The organism is Rhodococcus rhodnii NBRC 100604 (assembly GCF_001894925.1).
Classification (GTDB): Bacteria; Actinomycetota; Actinomycetes; order Mycobacteriales; family Mycobacteriaceae; genus Rhodococcus_F; species Rhodococcus_F rhodnii.
The window spans coordinates 60509-76441 of record NZ_BCXD01000012.1; the positions used below are offsets into that span (position 1 = coordinate 60509).

The following is a 15933-nucleotide window of genomic DNA, read 5'->3' on the forward strand; positions in this document are numbered from 1 at the left end:
GCTACGCCGCTTCGGGACGACTCTCGTCTTCCTGCGACCGCAGGTGCAGCGGGGTTTCGTCCTGCTGCATGTGGAAGTGCGGTCGCTGGTGGCCGAGGAAGGACTCGAACCACGAGAGGATCGTGACGGCGCGGTTGCGGAAGCCGACGACGTAGTAGACGTGGACGGCGAGCCACGTGAGCCACGCGATGATGCCGGTGAGTTCGATGCTCCGGACCTTGGTGATCGCCCGGAAACGGTTGACGATCGCCATCGAACCCTTGTCGAAGTACTCGAAGGCGGTGCCGCGCTGGATCTTTCCGAGGATGGTCTTGGCGACGAAGCGCCCCTCCTGCATCGCGACGGGCGACTGGCCGGGCAGGTTGTCGAGGTTCGTCATGTCACCGATCGCGAAGACGTCGGCGAACCCCCCGACGGTGAGATCGGGATTGACGAGCAGACGCCCGGCGCGGTCGGTCGCGCATCCGGTGCGCTCGGCGAGCACGCCCGCGAAGTCGTTCGCCTGGACGCCAGCGGACCAGATGACGGTCTCGGCGGTGATGTGCTTCTCGCCGTCGGTCTTCGACTTCACGGTGACGCCGTGATCGTCGATGTCGGTGACGAAGGTGTCGAGGACGACCTCGACGCCGTTCTTCTCGAGGGCGTTCTTGGAGTATTCGCTGAGCTTCCCGCCGAACGGGGGCAGCACCTTGTCGGCGCCCTCGATCAGCTTGACGCTGACGTCGTCGGCGTCGATGCGATGGAACGCCTGATCGACGTACCGCTGCGCGAGTTCGCGGATCTGGCCCGCGAGCTCGACGCCGGTCGGGCCCGCGCCCACGACGACGAAGCTGAGCAGCTCCTTGCGACGATCGGCGTCGAGCGTGGTGTCGGCCTGCTCGAAGCAGCGGAGGATCTGGCGGCGCAGGTTCTCGGCGTCGTCGACCGTCTTGAGGGCGAAGGTGACCTTCGCGAAATGATCGTTGCCGAAGTACGACTGGCGGGCGCCGGTCGCGGCGACGAGCGACTTGTAGCCGATCGTGCGGACGGCGCCGTCGGCGACGTAGTCGACCTCACGCGTCTCGGGACGGACGTCGACGACGCGGCCGAGGCGGACGTCGGCGCTGTCGTACTTCGCGAGGATCGACCGGGTGGGCGGAGCGATCTCGGCCGCGGAGAGAATGCCGGTGGCGACCTGGTAGAGCAGCGGCTGGAAGAGGTGCTCGGTGGTGTCGGAGATCAGGACGAACGGAACGCCCGCCTTGCCGAGCTTCTTCGCCGTCGCGAGGGCTCCGAAGCCCGATCCCACGATGACGACGTCCGTGGTGTCCACAGGTGCGGTCTGCTCCATCTCGGCGTTACCCACGAAATCCCTCCGATCCAGCACGTGGCGCGGCCGGGTCACGACTGCGCATATGAGGAACAACGTAGAGAGCGCGAGGATGTTCCTGCTAATGGAGGGCGTAATCCATTATTCTCTTATCGGTATCGCTCATAAGTGGAGGTGGGTGCGTGGACTTCCGGCAGCTCAGATACTTCCTCGCCGTCAGCGAGGAGTTGAGCTTCAGCAAGGCGGCCGAGCGCTGCTTCATCTCGCAGTCGGCCATCAGTCATCAGGTGACCAACCTCGAACGGGACCTGGGAACCAAACTGTTCGAGCGCTCGACGCGAGTCGTGCGGCTGACCTCGGCCGGGTCGCGACTCACCCCGATCGCTCAGCAGGTCCTCGCCCTCGAAGCGCAGGCGTACGCCGTCGCGCGCGAACCTCGCAACCGGATCCGGATCGCGGCGAACATGAGCTTCGGCGCCCAGGCTCTCGACGCGATCGCGCGCGTCCGTGAGCAGCACCGCGAACTCGACGTCGAGTTCGTCATCAAGAGCTTCGCCGATCGTGTCGACGCGGTGGCGTCCGCCGACGCCGACATCGCATTGATCCGCGGCACGGCGGTCCGTCCCGGTCTCGAAACGGTCCCCCTCGGCATCGAGGACCTCGTGATCGTGACGTCCCGGGAGCACCCGCTCTCGGCGTTCTCGACCGTCGAGTTGGGCGAACTCGCGCCCTACCCGCTGCTGCTGCCGCCGCGGGGCAATCAGGTCCTGCTGCACCACATCGTCGACGACGCCTTCCGTGAAGTGGGCCGACGGGTGCAACTCGGCCCGGCGATCGCTCGCGATCACACCGCAACCCTCGAGGTGATCGGCAACCCGCGCGCGTGGACCGTGCTGTATCCCAGCACCGCGGAGGAGAACCGCCGTACCGGCCTGCACTTCATGCGGGAGGTGAAGGGCAGGCTCCGGGTGCCGGTGAGCGGCGTCGTGCGCAGTGGCGTCACACCGAGTCCCGCCCTCGGAGTCGTGATCGACGCGTTGCGGCGTTCGATCGTCGACACCGAGGGCGGTGAGTGACGCCCGGGAACTCAGGCGGCCGGGCGGGTGCGTCGCGAGGCCTTGACGAAGCCGTCGACCGCATCCCACACCGAGATCGCGACGACGATCACGGCGACCCAGGTGGCGGTGAGCGTCGCGCCGGACCAGCCGAGGTGTTCGACGAACTGCGGGTTGAACAGTGTGTCCGACGTGAACAGCCAGACGCCGATGCCCACCCACCCGAGGCACACCACCGCGTTGAGCACCGCGGTCGCGCGGGTGTAGCCGGCCCGGAACACCCAGACCGTCTGCGCCATCTCGACGACGATCAGGCCGAACACGAACGGCAGCAGCGTGTTCCACAGTTCCGGATCCAGAATCGGGATGCGCTCGCCGCCGTCGAAGATCGGCGAGCCGAAGTGCTGCCACACGAGCAGCGCCGCGAAGAGGCCGAGGAAGAGCAGGCCGGCCACGGTGTCGCCGATTCGGTGCGGTGAGGCGCTCGTCGGGAGTTCGGGGAGTTGCTCGGGTGTCCAGCGCATGCTGTCCGCGGCCTGCGGGGCGAGGCGCTCGACGATCGCGAAGACGGCGGTCGTCCAGAAGATCGTGTGGACGGCACCGGTCAGGGCCGTCACCACGGCGCCGGCGGCGACGGGCCCGACTCCGGCGCCGTCGCTGATCCGTCCCAGCGCGTCCACCGCCGCGAGGATCGGCAGGATGATCGCGAGCGCGATCACGGTCGTCCGCTGCCACAGGAAGTAGAAGCGTGGCCCGACGAGATGCATCGGGGTGCCACGGTAGGTCGCCGCGACCTGGAGCGGGTCGCCGAGGGTCTGCAGGGCGCGCTGCTCGGCGTCGTCCGCCGCAAGACCCGAGGACTGCAGGTCCTCGGCCGTGTCCGTGATGCGTTCGCGCAGTTCGCGATCGAGGTTCTGGCGCTCGTCCTTGTCGGCGACGAACCGCGTCGCGGCGTAGACGTAGCGATCGGTGAGGGTACTCATGTCAGTGTTCCTCCGTCAGTTCTGTGAGGCTCGCATCGAGCCGGCGCCATTCGTCGATCAGTGCGTCTGCCAAGTGAATTCCGGCTTCGCTGGTCCGGTAGAACTTCCTGGGCCGCGATTCGTCGGTGTTCCACTCGCTGTCGAGCAGTCCCTGTCGCTCGAGGCGGCGCAGCAGGGGATAGAGCGTGTTGCCGTCGACGGTGATTCCGGCGTCGTCGAGGGTTCCGAGCAGGGCATAGCCGTAGCCCGGCGTCTTCAATGCGGTCAGCGCCGCCATCACCACCGTTCCGCGGCGCAACTCCTGCAGGTGTCCTGCCGTCACATCGTCCATGCGTCTCATAATGATGTGCGACGCACACTATTGTCAACCACGATCTTCATGTACGACGCACAACACTGTCGCGCCCTCCGACACGCCGAGAGTGAAACCGGACGACGGAGCCCGTCGATCGGAGCGCGATCGCCGCCATGATCACCGCCGACGACATCTCCGTGCTCGACCGGCCGGACACCCGTCCGGGGGGGGCTCGGTTTCGCGAAACACGTCGAGGGCAACGGCTTTCGGGCGCTGCTCGACCGGACCGCTCCGGTCGCCGACGAGGCAGAGAAAGAGGCCGCGCGGCTGGCGGCGGAGTTCGGAACCGACCCGGCGCACCTGCTCGGCGCGCCGTTCGCATGGATCGGCACCGTCGACGAAATTCGTGCAGGTCTCGTCCGCCACCGCGAGCGGTGGGGAATCACCCGCTACACCGTACGAACCCCGAACCTGGACGCCGTACTCGGCGACGAGTCGGGGTGAGGGTGTGTCAGACGCCGCGCGCCGAGCGGGCTTCCGTCGATGCGACGGGTAGCGACGTGCGGTCGCCGGGCGGGCGGTTGCCGCGCAGCCAGCGGTTGGGGAGTTTGCCGGCGAGTTCGCCGAGCGGCCCGACGGCCGCGCCGAGGATCGCGACGGTGTCCTGCAGCAGTTCGACGCTGTCGCTCATGCGCTCGAGGTTCGGCGCCAGCGAGGTCAGCGTCTGCGACAGCGACACGATCTGATCGAGCGGCCCGCCCTCCGCGATGAGGCGCTCGAACGCGCCGTTCTCGGCGAGCAGCGTCTCGAGGATGCCGTTCTGGGCGAGCGCGCGGTCGATGACGCCGCCCTTCGCGGTGAGCCGTTCGACGGCGCCGTCGTCGGCTGTGAGGCGTTCGAGCGGGCCGTCCTCGGCAGTGAGGCGATCGAGCAGCCCGCCGGGCGCGAGCAACCGGTCGAGCGGTCCGCCTTCGCTGAGGACGCGTTCGAGCGCGCCGTCGTCGGCGAGGACGCGGTCGAGCGGTCCGCCCTTCTGGAGCAGCCGATCCACCGGCCCGCCTTCTTCGAGCAGCCGATCGAGGGTGCCGCCCTGGCGCGTGAGACGGTCGACGGGACCGCCGGCCTCGAGCAGCCGGTCGAGTGGGCCACCCGGCGCCAGCGCCTGGCCGAGGGGGCGGTCGTTCGCCGTGAGACTGGAGATCTGGTAGAGCATCTGCAGCGGAGCGCCGGTGTTCGACAGTCCCGAGACGCTCTCGGTGACGATCGCCGTGCTCGACACGGCGGAGCGGGCACTGCCCAGTGCGACCTGCGCGACGCCGATGGAGGCGTCGGTGACGGCGAGACCGATCTTGACCGGAGCGGCGATGAGCGACACCAGGTTCATGGTGATCACTGTAACCCCGGACACAGCCTCGGGCGCCGTGGGGAGAGAGCGTCGACGCTCACAGCGAGCTCCCAGGAAACGCCCAGCTTCCCGGTGACGTGCCACGGCACACTGACGATCGTGACCGACCACGCCACGCCCGAAGCCCGCATCCTGCTCGTCGACGACGAGCCGACGATCATCGAGCTGCTCACCGTGAGCCTGAAGTTCCAGGGATTCGAGGTGCGATCGGCGGCGACGGGCGCCGAAGGGCTCGACGTCGCGCGCTCGTTCCGGCCCGATGCCCTCGTGCTCGACGTGATGATGCCGGGTATGGACGGCCTTGGCCTGCTCAAACGGCTTCGCGCGGACGGTGTGGACGCACCGGTGCTGTTTCTCACCGCCAAGGATTCGGTCGAGGAAAAGGTCTCGGGGTTGACCCTCGGGGCCGACGATTATGTGACGAAGCCCTTCAGCCTCGAAGAAGTGGTCACCAGGCTGCGGGTGATTCTGCGCCGTGCGGGTCGACTCGACGCCGCCGTCGCGTCGCCGCGCGTGACGTTCGCCGACCTCGAACTCGACGACGACACCCATGAGGTGTGGAAGGCGGGCGAGCCCGTCTCGCTCTCGCCGACCGAGTTCACCCTGCTGCGGTACTTCATGGTCAACGCGGGCACGGTGCTGAGCAAGCCGCGCATCCTCGATCATGTCTGGAACTACGACTTCGGCGGCGAGGTGGGCGTCGTCGAGTCGTACGTGTCCTATCTGCGGCGCAAGGTGGACACCGGCGAGACGCCGCTCATCCACACGCTGCGGGGCGTCGGCTACGTGATGCGCGAACCGCGGCGGTGACGATGCCCGGGGTCCGCACGCTTCCGCTGCGCTTCGGTCTCGTGCTCGCGGTGGTGCTGCTCACCGCCGTGGGCTTGCTGGCCAGCGGCGTCGCGGTGACGTCGGCGCTCGAGAACTCGCTGACGCGGCGCGTCGACACCCAGCTCGAGGAGGCTGCGCAGGGCTGGGCGCGCCCGCTCGGCCCGCCACCGCGCGAGCTGGCGGGTGAGCCCGGGCCGGCGCGACCGCCCAGTTCGTTCTTCGTCCGCACGGTCGCACCCGACGGCACGGTGCTCCGGCAGGTCAACGACGGCGACGTCACGCCGTCGCTCCCCGACGCACCGGTGACCACGCCGACGACAGTCGGTTCCGACGACGGCGATCAGCACTGGCGTGTGCTGTCCACGACCGGCTCCGACGGGACGACCACGGTCGGGCTCAGCCTCGCCGAGAACGACGACACCGTGCAGCGGCTCGTCGTGCTGCAGGCACTGATCGGGCTCGGCGTCCTGGCCGCCGTCGCGGTCGCCGCCTATTTCGTCGTCCGGCGCTCGCTGCGGCCGCTGCGCGAGGTCGAGACCACGGCGGCCGCGATCGCGGGAGGTGACCTGCATCGGCGGGTCCCCGCGCGTGACCGCCGCACCGAGATCGGCCGGCTCTCCCACGCGCTCAACGGGATGCTCGCGCAGATCCAGCAGGCGTTCGCGGCCACCGCGGCGTCCGAGGACGCGGCGCGCCGCTCGGAGGAGAAGATGCGGCGTTTCGTCGCCGACGCGAGTCACGAGCTCAGGACGCCGCTGACGACGATCCGCGGGTTCGCCGAGCTCTATCGTCAGGGAGCGATGCCCGACACGGACGCACTGATGAGCCGGATCGAGGGCGAGGCGTCGCGGATGGGACTGCTCGTCGAGGATCTGCTCGTGCTCGCGAGGCTCGACGCGCAGCGCCCGCTCGACCGGCGCCCCGTCGACCTGCTCGCGGTGTGTTCCGACGCCGTGCACGCCGCGCGCGCGACCGCCCCGGATCGCGCGATCTCGCTCGTCGTGCTCGACGGTCCCGGCACACCCGAGGTCGTCGGCGACGATGCGCGGCTGCGGCAGGTGGTCGGCAATCTGCTCGGCAACGCCGTCGCGCACACGCCCGCCGACGCCGATGTCGTGGTGCGGTTGGGGACGACAGCGGATTCGGTCTTCGTCGAGGTCTCCGACACCGGGCCCGGCCTGTCGGAACACGATGCGGCCCATGTCTTCGAGCGCTTCTATCGCGCGGACACGTCACGGACACGCGCGAGTGGTGGATCGGGCCTGGGGTTGTCGATCGTCGCGGCCCTCGTCGCCGCGCACGCCGGCCGGGTCTCGGTGGAGTCGATGGCCGGCGAGGGAGCGACGTTCCGGGTCGAGCTGCCGCGCGAAGGCCTGTCAGGCAGCGCCCTCGAGCCGTAGCAGCGCTGTCTTCGTGTCGAGTCCGCCCAGGTAACCGCCGAGGCTCCCGTCCGTGCGCAGCACCCGGTGGCACGGCACCACGACGGGCAGCGGGTTGGTGGCGCACGCAGAGCCGACGGCCCGTGCGGCGCGGGGACTGCCGATGCGGGCGGCGAGTTGCGCATAGGTCGCGGTGGTGCCGTACCGGATCGTCGGCAGCAACTGCTGTACCTCGCGCCGGAACCTGCTCGACAACGCGAAGTCGAGCGGGACGTCGAACTCGCGGCGCCGGCCCGCGAAGTACTCGTCGAGTTCCCGGCGCACCGCATCGAGCCGCCGCGGTGCACGCAGAATCCGCGGGCTCACCCGGCGGGCGATGCCGGCGAGTACGGCGTCGTGATCCTCGTTGTCGAACACGACACGCAGCAACCCGCGCTCGGTCGCTGCGAGCAGCAGTTGCCCGATCGGCGAGTCGATCGGCGCGAGTGCGACGTCGAGGACGCCGACGTCGTCGGCACGCTGTTCGAGGCGATCGTGCAGAGCCGCGAGCCGGGCGTCGGATGCCGTGATCGTGGGGAGTGCGTCGTTCATGACCGGTAGACGCCGGGCGACCGCGGGATGTGAGGTCCGGCAGGTCGGCGGGTCAGCGGCTCGACACGTGCTCGCCGTCGCCCTGCTCGCGCAGCGCCGCCTTGATGCGCTCGGCGGCGTCGTCCATCGACTCCGGCGACGGGTCGCGTTCGGCGTTCGCGAAGTCGAAGTTGCCGAGCTCGTACGCGGGAAAGACGTGCACGTGCAGGTGCGGGACCTCGAGGCCCGCGATCACGAGCCCGGCGCGCGGTGCGTCGAAGGCGGCGACGACGGCCTGCCCGACCGTCTGTGCGACCGAGGTGATCTTCGCCCACAGCGCGGGATCGATCGACTGCCAGTTGTCGACCTCGTCACGCGGGACGACGAGGGTGTGACCCTGCGTGAAGGGATTGATGGTGAGGAAGGCGACGACGTCGTCGTCCTCCCACACGAACCGACCCGGAAACTCGCCGCTGATGATCTTGCTGAAGACGGAGGCCATGACGTCAGGGTAGGTCACGAAAACCCACACGGCGGAGAGCACCATCGTCGACTGTGGAGATGTGAACCAGCCGCGCAACAGCGCGAACCGGCCGGGCACCGACCGGCCGGACATCGGCCGTGGGCTCTCGACGGACGAGGCCCGCCGCCGACTGGAGCGCGACGGGCGCAACGAACTGCCGCAGTCGACGCCGAAGCCGCCGTGGCGGCTGTTGCTCGCGCAGATGACGCACCTGTTCGCGGGCATGCTGTGGGTCGCGGCGCTCCTCGCGCTGCTCGCGCGGATGCCGGTCCTCGCGGCCGCGATCGCGGTCATCGTGGTGCTCAACGGCGTTTTCGCGTTTCTCCAGGAGTACCGCGCCGATCAGGCGGCGCAGAAGCTGCGCTCACTGATGCCGGCGACTGCCCGGGTGCGGCGCGACGGCGCGGTGACCACCGTCGACGCCGCCGAACTCGTCCCCGGCGACGTCGTGCTGCTGTCGGCGGGAGATCGCATCGGAGCGGATCTGACCCTCGCCGACGTGGACGGGCTGGGAATCGACGCGTCGGTCCTCACCGGCGAGAGCGTGCCCGAGCATCCCGGTCGCGGCGACACGGTGCACTCGGGGACCTATGCCGTGGAGGGCGACGCGGTCGGCGTCGTCTCGGCGACCGGGTCCCACACCTCGTTCGCGAACATCGCGTCGCTGACCGAGCACGCCTCGCGGCCGCAGAGCCCGCTCACGGTGCAGCTGCACCGGTTGGTCCGCTCGATCGCGGTCCTGGCGCTGTGCATCGGCGTCGGGCTGGCCGCGGTGGCACTGCTGCTCGGAACGTCGGTGACCCAGGCGCTCGTGTTCGGCATCGGTGTCACCGTGGCGCTCGTCCCGGAGGGGCTGCTGCCCACGGTGACGCTCTCGCTCGCGCACGGCGCGCAGCGCATGGCGAGCCGTCACGCTCTCGTCCGCCGGCTCGAAGCGGTGGAGACGCTGGGCGCCACGACCTTCGTCTGCACGGACAAGACCGGAACGCTGACACGTAACCAGATGGCGGTGTCGCAGGCGTGGACGACGGCGGGCCCCGTGACCGTCGAGGGCGACGGCTACGACCACGCCGGAACGGTGCACGGGGACCCGGACGCGGTGTCGGTACTCGCGGCCGCCGCGACGGGCGCCGCCGCCTGCGTCGTCGGCCGTGCCGTGCACCACGGCGACAGCTGGATCGCGGAGGGCGATCCGCTCGACGCCGCTCTCGACGCGCTCGCGTGGCGGGCGGGAGTCGGCAATCCCTCGGTCGACGCGCGGTTGCCCTTCACCCGGAAGACGATGAGCAGCGCTGCGGCGGTCGACGGTGTGGGCTATCTGCTGGGCGCGCCCGAAGCCGTGCTGGCGCGGTGCACGCGCGGGCTCGACGGCAGCCACGCGGAGCTCGATACGCTCGCGAGCCAGGGCCAGCGCGTGATGGCCGTCGCGCGCCGCCCCCTGACGGCCGACCCGAGCACGCAGACACTGCAGGACACCGTGTCCGGCGACATGGAACTGCTGGCACTGCTCGCCGTCGCCGACCCGCCGCGCGAGGGCGTGGCCGAAGCGATCGAGGTGTGCCGCGACGCCGACATCCGCATCGCGATGGTGACCGGCGACAGCACCAGGACGGGCGAGGCGGTGGCCCGCAAGATCGGGCTGCTCGGCGACAAGGGAGTCGTGGTCGACTCGTCGGATCTCCCGAAAGACGATGCAGCACTGGCGAATCTGCTCGACTCGCCCGACGGCGCCGTCATCGGCCGGGTCCAGCCCGCCGACAAGCTGCGGATCGCCCGTGCGATGCGCTCGCACGGCCACGTCGTCGCGATGACGGGTGACGGGGTGAACGACGCCGCAGCCCTGCGTGAGGCCGATGTCGGTGTGGCGATGGGAAAGTCGGGCAGCGACGTCGCACGATCGGCGGCCGATCTCGTTCTCCTCGACGACCACTTCGCCACGATCGTCGACGCGATCGAACTGGGCCGGTCGACCTTCGCCAACATCCGTCGCTTCCTCACCTATCACCTCACCGACAACGTCGCCGAACTGGTGCCGTTCGTGGCGTGGGCGCTGTCGGCCGGGTCGCTTCCGCTCGCCCTCGGCGTGCTGCAGGTTCTCGCGCTCGACATCGGCACCGACATGCTGCCGGCGCTCGCACTGGGGGACGAACCGCCGGACAAGCGAACGATGCGCGGCCGCAGCCGGCTTCGCGCCATCGTCGACGGCCGCCTGCTGCGGCGTGCGCTGCTCGTCCTCGGGCCCACCGAGGCGGCGGTGTCGATGGTGGCGTTCGTCGTCGTGCTGCTGCTCGGTGGCTGGCGCTGGGGGGAGAGCGCCGATCCGGTGGTGCTCGCGACCGCGTCGGGCAGTGCGTTCGCCGTGATCGTGCTCGGTCAGATGGCCAACGCGTTCGCGTGCCGGAGCGAGGAGGATCCGGTGTGGCGGACGGCGCTGACCGGCAACCGGCCACTGCTCGCCGCGATCGCCGTCGAATGCGTCTTCCTCACGGTGATCCTGGGGGTGCCGTGGCTCGCGGACCTGTTCGGTGGCCGGTGGCCGAGTTGGGAGGGCTGGCTGTTCGCGGTGTTCGCGGTTCCCGCGGTGATTCTGGTCGACGCGGCATACAAGGCGCGGCGCCGAGCGAGGGCCGAGCACGAGTACGCCGCCGGGACGCGCTGAGCCTCACAGCAATCTCCCAGCCCGATTCCAGGGCCGGTCCACCTCGGGATCCGACGCTGGCAGCATGACCACCGAATCCCTCCCCGGCTCCGTCCCCACCGGACTGCGCCGACCGGGCCCAGCCCATGCCCGACCGCGCCGGACCACCGCGCTCGACGTCGTCGTGCCGGTGTACAACGAGGAGGCGTCGCTCGAACGATGCATCCGTAGCCTGCACGACCATCTGGCGACCGAGGTCCCGTACTCGGCGCACATCACGATCGCCGACAACGCGAGCACCGACGCGACGCTCGCCGTCGCGCACCGACTCGCGGAGGAGGTGCCGGGAGTCCGCGTCGTCCATCTCGACGAGAAGGGCCGTGGCCGTGCGCTGAAGGCGGTGTGGTCGACGTCGGACGCCGACGTCGTCGCCTACATGGACGTCGACCTGTCGACGAAGCTCGACGGCTTCATGCCGCTGGTCGCGCCGCTGCTGTCCGGACACTCCGACATCGCGATCGGGTCCCGGCTCGCGCGATCGGCCCGCGTCGTCCGTGGCCCGAAGCGGGAATTCGTCTCCCGCAGCTACAACCTCATCCTGCGAACCACCCTGCGGGCACGGTTCAGCGACGCACAGTGCGGGTTCAAGGCCGTGCGCTCCGAGGTCGCGCACGAGTTGCTTCCGCTCGTGCAGGACGGTGGCTGGTTCTTCGACACCGAACTGCTCGTCCTCGCCGAGCGCGCCGGACTGCGGATCCACGAGGTTCCGGTCGACTGGATCGACGATCCGGACAGCCGAGTCGACATCGTCGCCACCGCGGTCGAGGACCTCCGCGGCGTCTGGCGGGTGGGACGCGCACTCGCGACCGGACGCGTTCCGCTGCGCAGCATCACCGCCGCCGCGGGACGCGACGTCCCGGCAGCGGGCGAACCGAAGGGAACGCTCGGACAGATGGTGCGTTTCGGCGTCGTCGGTATCGCCTCCACGATCGCGTACGCCCTTGTCTACCTGCTGCTGCATCCGCTGACCGGGGCGCAGGCCGCCAACGCGCTCGCACTGCTCGTCACCGCGATCCTCAACACCGCCGCCAACCGCGCCTTCACCTTCGGGGTACGCGGCCGCGCCGGCGCCGCGCGTCACCACCTGCAGGGGCTCGGCGTCTTCGCGGTCGGCCTGGTGCTCACGAGCGGCTCGCTCGCCGTCCTGCACCGCGCGGTGCCGGATGCCTCACGGGGCCTCGAACTCGCCGTGCTGGTCACCGCGAACCTCGTCGCCACGATCACCCGATTCGTCGCACTGCGATGGGTGTTCCGGGTCCGCGATCGTGTCGATCCGCCCGCCGGAACGGACTCCACCACCGAGGGGAGCGCGCTGTGACCACCACACTCGACACCGCCGTGGCGAGCCCGGCGAGCGCACCGCGATCGCGCCCCCGCGAGGTCTGGGCACTCGGCGCCCTGCTCGTGGGGACGGCGGTGGCCTATCTCGTGAATCTGAGCGCGTCGGGATGGGGAAACTCGTTCTATGCGGCTGCGGTACAAGCGGGTTCGCAGTCGTGGACCGCCTTCTTCTTCGGTTCGTCCGACGCCGCGAACTCGATCACCGTGGACAAACCGCCGGCGTCGCTCTGGGTGATGGGGCTCTCGGTGCGGCTGTTCGGGCTGAACTCGTGGGCCCTGCTCGTGCCGCAGGTCCTCATGGGTGTCGGATCGGTGGCGTTGCTCTACTTCGTGGTGCGGCGGCGATTCGGTGTCACGGCGGGATTGCTCGCCGGCCTCGTCCTCGCACTCACGCCCGTCGCGGTCCTGATGTTCCGCTTCGACAACCCCGACGCGCTGCTGGTGCTGCTCATGATCGGCGCCGTCTGGGCGCTGTTGCGCGGTGTCGAGGACGGCCGTACCCGATGGCTCGTACTCACGGGCGTCTTCGTCGGTTTCGGCTTCCTCACCAAGCAGTTGCAGGTGATGCTCGTCGTTCCGCCGCTCGCGCTGACCTATCTGCTCGCGGGCCCACCGGCCTTCGGGAAACGGCTCGCACAGTGTTTCGCCGCGCTCGGAGCGGTGATCGTCTCGGCGGGTTGGTGGATCGCGATCGTCGAGTTGTGGCCCGCGGACTCGCGGCCGTGGATCGGTGGCTCCCAGAACAACTCGATCCTCGAATTGACGCTGGGCTACAACGGATTCGGCAGACTCAGCGGAAACGAGACCGGCAGCGTCGTGCCGGGCGGCGCCGGTGACGCTGGCGGAGCGGGGATGCCCGGCGGCGGACCGGGCGGCGGAATGTGGGGGAGCACCGGCATCGGCCGGATGTTCGACGGCGAACAGGGTGGTCAGATCGCCTGGCTGATCCCCGCGGCGCTGCTGCTCGGCGGCGTCGCTCTCGTCCTGCTGCGCCGCGCACCGCGCACCGACGTCCGCCGAGCGACCGTGATCGTCTGGGGCTTGTGGCTCCTCGTCACCGGCCTCACGTTCAGCTTCATGGCGGGGATCTTCCACGCGTACTACACGGTGGCGCTGGCGCCGGCGATCGCGGCACTGGTCGGCGCGGGCGCCGTCACGGCCTGGCGTCACCGCGAGCGCACGTGGGTGCGGATCGCGCTGGCAGCCGCCGTCGCGCTCACCGCTGTCATGGCGTGGATCCTGCTCGGCCGCTCGCCGGAGTTCGTGCCGTGGCTCCGCGTGACGGTCGTCGTGGCGGGGGTGCTCGCCACGATCGGCGTGCTCGTACCCCCCGTGACGTCGGGACGCCTCGCGGCTGTGACATCGGGACGCCTCGCGGCTGTGACGATCGCGGCGGCGTTGTTCACCGGTCTCGCCGGGCCGACGGCCTACGCCGTGAACACCATCGCGATCCCGCACGAGGGGTCGATCGTGTCCGCCGGCCCGGCGGTGGCAGGCGGTGGCCCCGGTGGGATGGGTGGCCCTGGTGGGATGGGCGGCCCCGGTGGCATGGCCGGCCCGGGTGGCCAGGGAGGCCCGGACGGTCGGGGAGCCGGCATGGGCTTTCCCGGCGGCGGCGCGCAGGACGGCGGCTTTCCCGGTGGGGGAGCACCGGACGGCGGCGCGCAGGACGGCGGCATGCCCGGCGGCGGCATGCCCGGCGGTGGCATGCCCGGCGGTGGTCTGCTTCGGGGCAGCGAGCCGAGCGAGGAACTCACGTCACTGCTTCTCGCCGACGCCGACGACTACACCTGGGTCGCGGCGACCGTGGGTTCCAACAGCGCCTCGGGATATCAGCTCGCGACGCAGCGACCGGTGATGCCGATCGGCGGATTCAACGGCAGCGACCCGTCGCCGACGCTCGAGGAGTTCCAGCAGTACGTGACCGACGGCGAGATCCACTACTTCCTCGCAGGTGGCATGGGAGGCGGACCCGGCGGTGGGGGTACCGGGAGCGCGATCGCCCAGTGGGTCAAGGACACCTTCACGGCCACGACGATCGGCGGCACGCAGGTGTACGACCTCACGGCGCCGTCCGCGGCATGACGCCGAGCGCCGACTGTTGCGCTCGTCACGAGTGGCTTCCCGTGACGTAGCGTCACACGTAGTCTCCGCAACGAACATACTTTCTCGAATTGTGGAGTCTCCGTGGCTGATTCACCGTCCGTCGGCGAGTACGACGGGATGTCGGTGGGTCGCCGGCGAATGCTGGGGGTGGCCTTCTTCGTCGTGATCGGGTTGTTCGTCGCGACGTGTGTCGCGATCTACGACCGGACGTTCGTCGATGTCGTGGCCGTCCGCCTCGTGACCGACTCGGCGGGCAACGCCCTGCCGCAGCAGGCCGACGTCAAGCTCCGCGGCGTCACCGTCGGGCGGGTCGCCAGAACCGCTGCGGACGGTGATGCCGTCACCGTGGACCTCGATCTCGATCCCGCCCACGCCGCGCGGATTCCGGCGAACGTGACGGCGCGGCTGCTGCCCAAGACGCTCTTCGGCGAGCGGTACGTCGCGCTCGTCGATCCCGATCTGCCGTACGGGATGCTGGGCGACGGCGCCGTTGTGCGGCAGGACTCGAGTGGTGACGCCGTCGAGATCACCGCCGTCCTGGACGACCTGCTGCCGCTCCTGCAGGCCGTGCCGCCCGACGATCTCTCGGCGACGCTCGGCGCGCTCGCGCAGGGTTTGAGCGGCCGCGGCACCGAACTGGGCCACACGCTCGATCGGCTCACCGAGACGGTGAGCGCGCTCGGTGCCGAACTGCCGAACATCGAGGCCGCGACCCACGGTCTCGGCGATTTCGCCGAGACCTACTCGGATTCCGTCCCCGACCTCGTCTCGGCGCTCGACAACCTCCGTTCGGTGGGGTCGACACTCGTCGAGAAGCGCACGACCCTCGACGCACTGTGGCGGACCGGGCACCTCGCCGCGACGGACACCGCCGATCTGCTCACCGCGAACGCCGACTCCGTCATCGCGTTCGCCGCCGACTCTCGCGAGGCGCTGCAGATCCTCGGGCGCTACTCGCCGGAGTTCGGCTGCGTGCTCGCGGGGTTCGCGCGCACCGCTCCGGAAGCGCGCGAGATCATGGGCGCCGACGACCCGTATCCCGGCATCCGCGCTACGGTCCAGCTCACCAATCCCCGTGGCCGCTACCTGCCGAATCAGGACGAGCCGCGCATGCTCGACGATCGCGGCCCGAACTGCCGCGAGGACTACCGGGACGCGGGGGAGCCGTTCCCGCAGTATCCGGGGACGCCACACAACGACGGGTCGTACGCGCCGCCGTCACGCAATCCCGGTTCGGCCGCCATGACGATCCTGCCCGCACCCGAGGGAGTCCCCGACGTCGTGCCCGGATACGCGGGCTCGGCGGCGGAGCGGGCGACGCTCACCGCGATCTACTCCGAGGCGACCGGGCTCGACGCCGACGCCGTCCCGGGCTGGACCGCGGGCGTGGGCGCCGCGGCGTTCCGGGGTGCGACCGTCGAGGTTCGCTGACGCACGT

13 protein-coding genes are annotated in these 15933 nt (G+C 70.1%); 7 read left to right on the top strand and 6 right to left on the bottom strand.

What is annotated here, in order from left to right; genetic code table 11:
• Window position 1: 1 nt before the first annotated feature.
• On the bottom strand, window positions 2-1330 hold the full coding sequence (locus tag RR1_RS10790; protein ID WP_081634272.1) for an NAD(P)/FAD-dependent oxidoreductase: 1329 nt from the start codon (window positions 1328-1330) through the stop codon (window positions 2-4).
• A gap of 161 nt (window positions 1331-1491) precedes the next feature.
• Between RR1_RS10790 and RR1_RS10795 the strand changes: the two genes are divergently transcribed.
• Entirely contained in the window at window positions 1492-2385 is an 894-nt protein-coding gene (locus RR1_RS10795; protein WP_010840271.1) for a LysR family transcriptional regulator, read from the top strand.
• A gap of 11 nt (window positions 2386-2396) precedes the next feature.
• Here RR1_RS10795 and RR1_RS10800 read toward each other — a convergent pair whose 3' ends face one another.
• The 3 genes from RR1_RS10800 to RR1_RS10810 all read right to left on the bottom strand — a co-directional run bounded on the left by RR1_RS10800 (window position 2397) and on the right by RR1_RS10810 (window position 5026).
• Window positions 2397-3347 (bottom strand): permease prefix domain 1-containing protein, encoded by a 951-nt coding sequence (locus tag RR1_RS10800; protein WP_010840270.1) that lies wholly within the window; start codon window positions 3345-3347, stop codon window positions 2397-2399.
• 1 nt (window position 3348) lies between these two features.
• Window positions 3349-3678, bottom strand: a complete 330-nt coding sequence (locus RR1_RS10805; RefSeq protein ID WP_010840269.1) for a PadR family transcriptional regulator — start codon at window positions 3676-3678, stop codon at window positions 3349-3351.
• A 475-nt stretch (window positions 3679-4153) separates the two neighbouring features.
• Window positions 4154-5026, bottom strand: coding sequence for a hypothetical protein (locus RR1_RS10810; protein WP_040775538.1), 873 nt, complete (start codon window positions 5024-5026; stop codon window positions 4154-4156).
• Between the two features lie 120 nt (window positions 5027-5146).
• Between RR1_RS10810 and RR1_RS10815 the strand changes: the two genes are divergently transcribed.
• A complete protein-coding gene (locus tag RR1_RS10815; protein ID WP_040775535.1) occupies window positions 5147-5857 on the top strand; it encodes a response regulator transcription factor in 711 nt (236 codons plus the stop codon).
• A gap of 2 nt (window positions 5858-5859) precedes the next feature.
• The gene (locus RR1_RS10820) at window positions 5860-7278 is read left to right on the top strand and encodes a sensor histidine kinase (protein ID WP_040775531.1); all 1419 of its coding nucleotides are present in this window, start codon (window positions 5860-5862) and stop codon (window positions 7276-7278) included.
• Here RR1_RS10820 and RR1_RS10825 read toward each other — a convergent pair.
• Window positions 7255-7848, bottom strand: a complete 594-nt coding sequence (locus RR1_RS10825; protein ID WP_010840264.1) for a methylated-DNA--[protein]-cysteine S-methyltransferase — start codon at window positions 7846-7848, stop codon at window positions 7255-7257. The genes RR1_RS10820 and RR1_RS10825 overlap by 24 nt on opposite strands.
• Before the next feature lie 52 nt (window positions 7849-7900).
• Window positions 7901-8329, bottom strand: coding sequence for an HIT family protein (locus RR1_RS10830; RefSeq protein WP_040775529.1), 429 nt, complete (start codon window positions 8327-8329; stop codon window positions 7901-7903).
• Between the two features lie 61 nt (window positions 8330-8390).
• Between RR1_RS10830 and RR1_RS10835 the strand changes: the two genes are divergently transcribed.
• The 4 genes from RR1_RS10835 to RR1_RS10850 all read left to right on the top strand — a co-directional run bounded on the left by RR1_RS10835 (window position 8391) and on the right by RR1_RS10850 (window position 15926).
• Complete coding sequence (locus RR1_RS10835; protein ID WP_010840262.1) at window positions 8391-11009, top strand: cation-translocating P-type ATPase; 2619 nt, start codon at window positions 8391-8393, stop codon at window positions 11007-11009.
• 64 nt (window positions 11010-11073) lie between these two features.
• Window positions 11074-12366 (top strand): bifunctional glycosyltransferase family 2/GtrA family protein, encoded by a 1293-nt coding sequence (locus tag RR1_RS10840; protein WP_010840261.1) that lies wholly within the window; start codon window positions 11074-11076, stop codon window positions 12364-12366.
• Complete coding sequence (locus RR1_RS10845; RefSeq protein ID WP_010840260.1) at window positions 12363-14474, top strand: ArnT family glycosyltransferase; 2112 nt, start codon at window positions 12363-12365, stop codon at window positions 14472-14474. Before RR1_RS10840 ends, RR1_RS10845 begins: the two co-directional genes overlap by 4 nt.
• 138 nt (window positions 14475-14612) lie before the next feature.
• Window positions 14613-15926 (top strand): MCE family protein, encoded by a 1314-nt coding sequence (locus tag RR1_RS10850; RefSeq protein WP_040775519.1) that lies wholly within the window; start codon window positions 14613-14615, stop codon window positions 15924-15926.
• Window positions 15927-15933 lie beyond the last annotated feature (7 nt).

What these genes read in the sequence shown, in the direction of transcription:
- RR1_RS10790 (WP_081634272.1), bottom strand. Translation starts at nt 1,330, where the DNA reads ATGGAGCAGACCGCACCTGTGGACACCACGGACGTCGTCATCGTGGGA.
- RR1_RS10800 (WP_010840270.1), bottom strand. Translation starts at nt 3,347, where the DNA reads ATGAGTACCCTCACCGATCGCTACGTCTACGCCGCGACGCGGTTCGTC.
- RR1_RS10805 (WP_010840269.1), bottom strand. Translation starts at nt 3,678, where the DNA reads ATGGACGATGTGACGGCAGGACACCTGCAGGAGTTGCGCCGCGGAACG.
- RR1_RS10810 (WP_040775538.1), bottom strand. Translation starts at nt 5,026, where the DNA reads ATGAACCTGGTGTCGCTCATCGCCGCTCCGGTCAAGATCGGTCTCGCC.
- RR1_RS10820 (WP_040775531.1), top strand. Translation starts at nt 5,860, where the DNA reads ATGCCCGGGGTCCGCACGCTTCCGCTGCGCTTCGGTCTCGTGCTCGCG.
- RR1_RS10825 (WP_010840264.1), bottom strand. Translation starts at nt 7,848, where the DNA reads ATGAACGACGCACTCCCCACGATCACGGCATCCGACGCCCGGCTCGCG.
- RR1_RS10830 (WP_040775529.1), bottom strand. Translation starts at nt 8,329, where the DNA reads ATGGCCTCCGTCTTCAGCAAGATCATCAGCGGCGAGTTTCCGGGTCGG.
- RR1_RS10840 (WP_010840261.1), top strand. Translation starts at nt 11,074, where the DNA reads ATGACCACCGAATCCCTCCCCGGCTCCGTCCCCACCGGACTGCGCCGA.
- RR1_RS10850 (WP_040775519.1), top strand. Translation starts at nt 14,613, where the DNA reads ATGTCGGTGGGTCGCCGGCGAATGCTGGGGGTGGCCTTCTTCGTCGTG.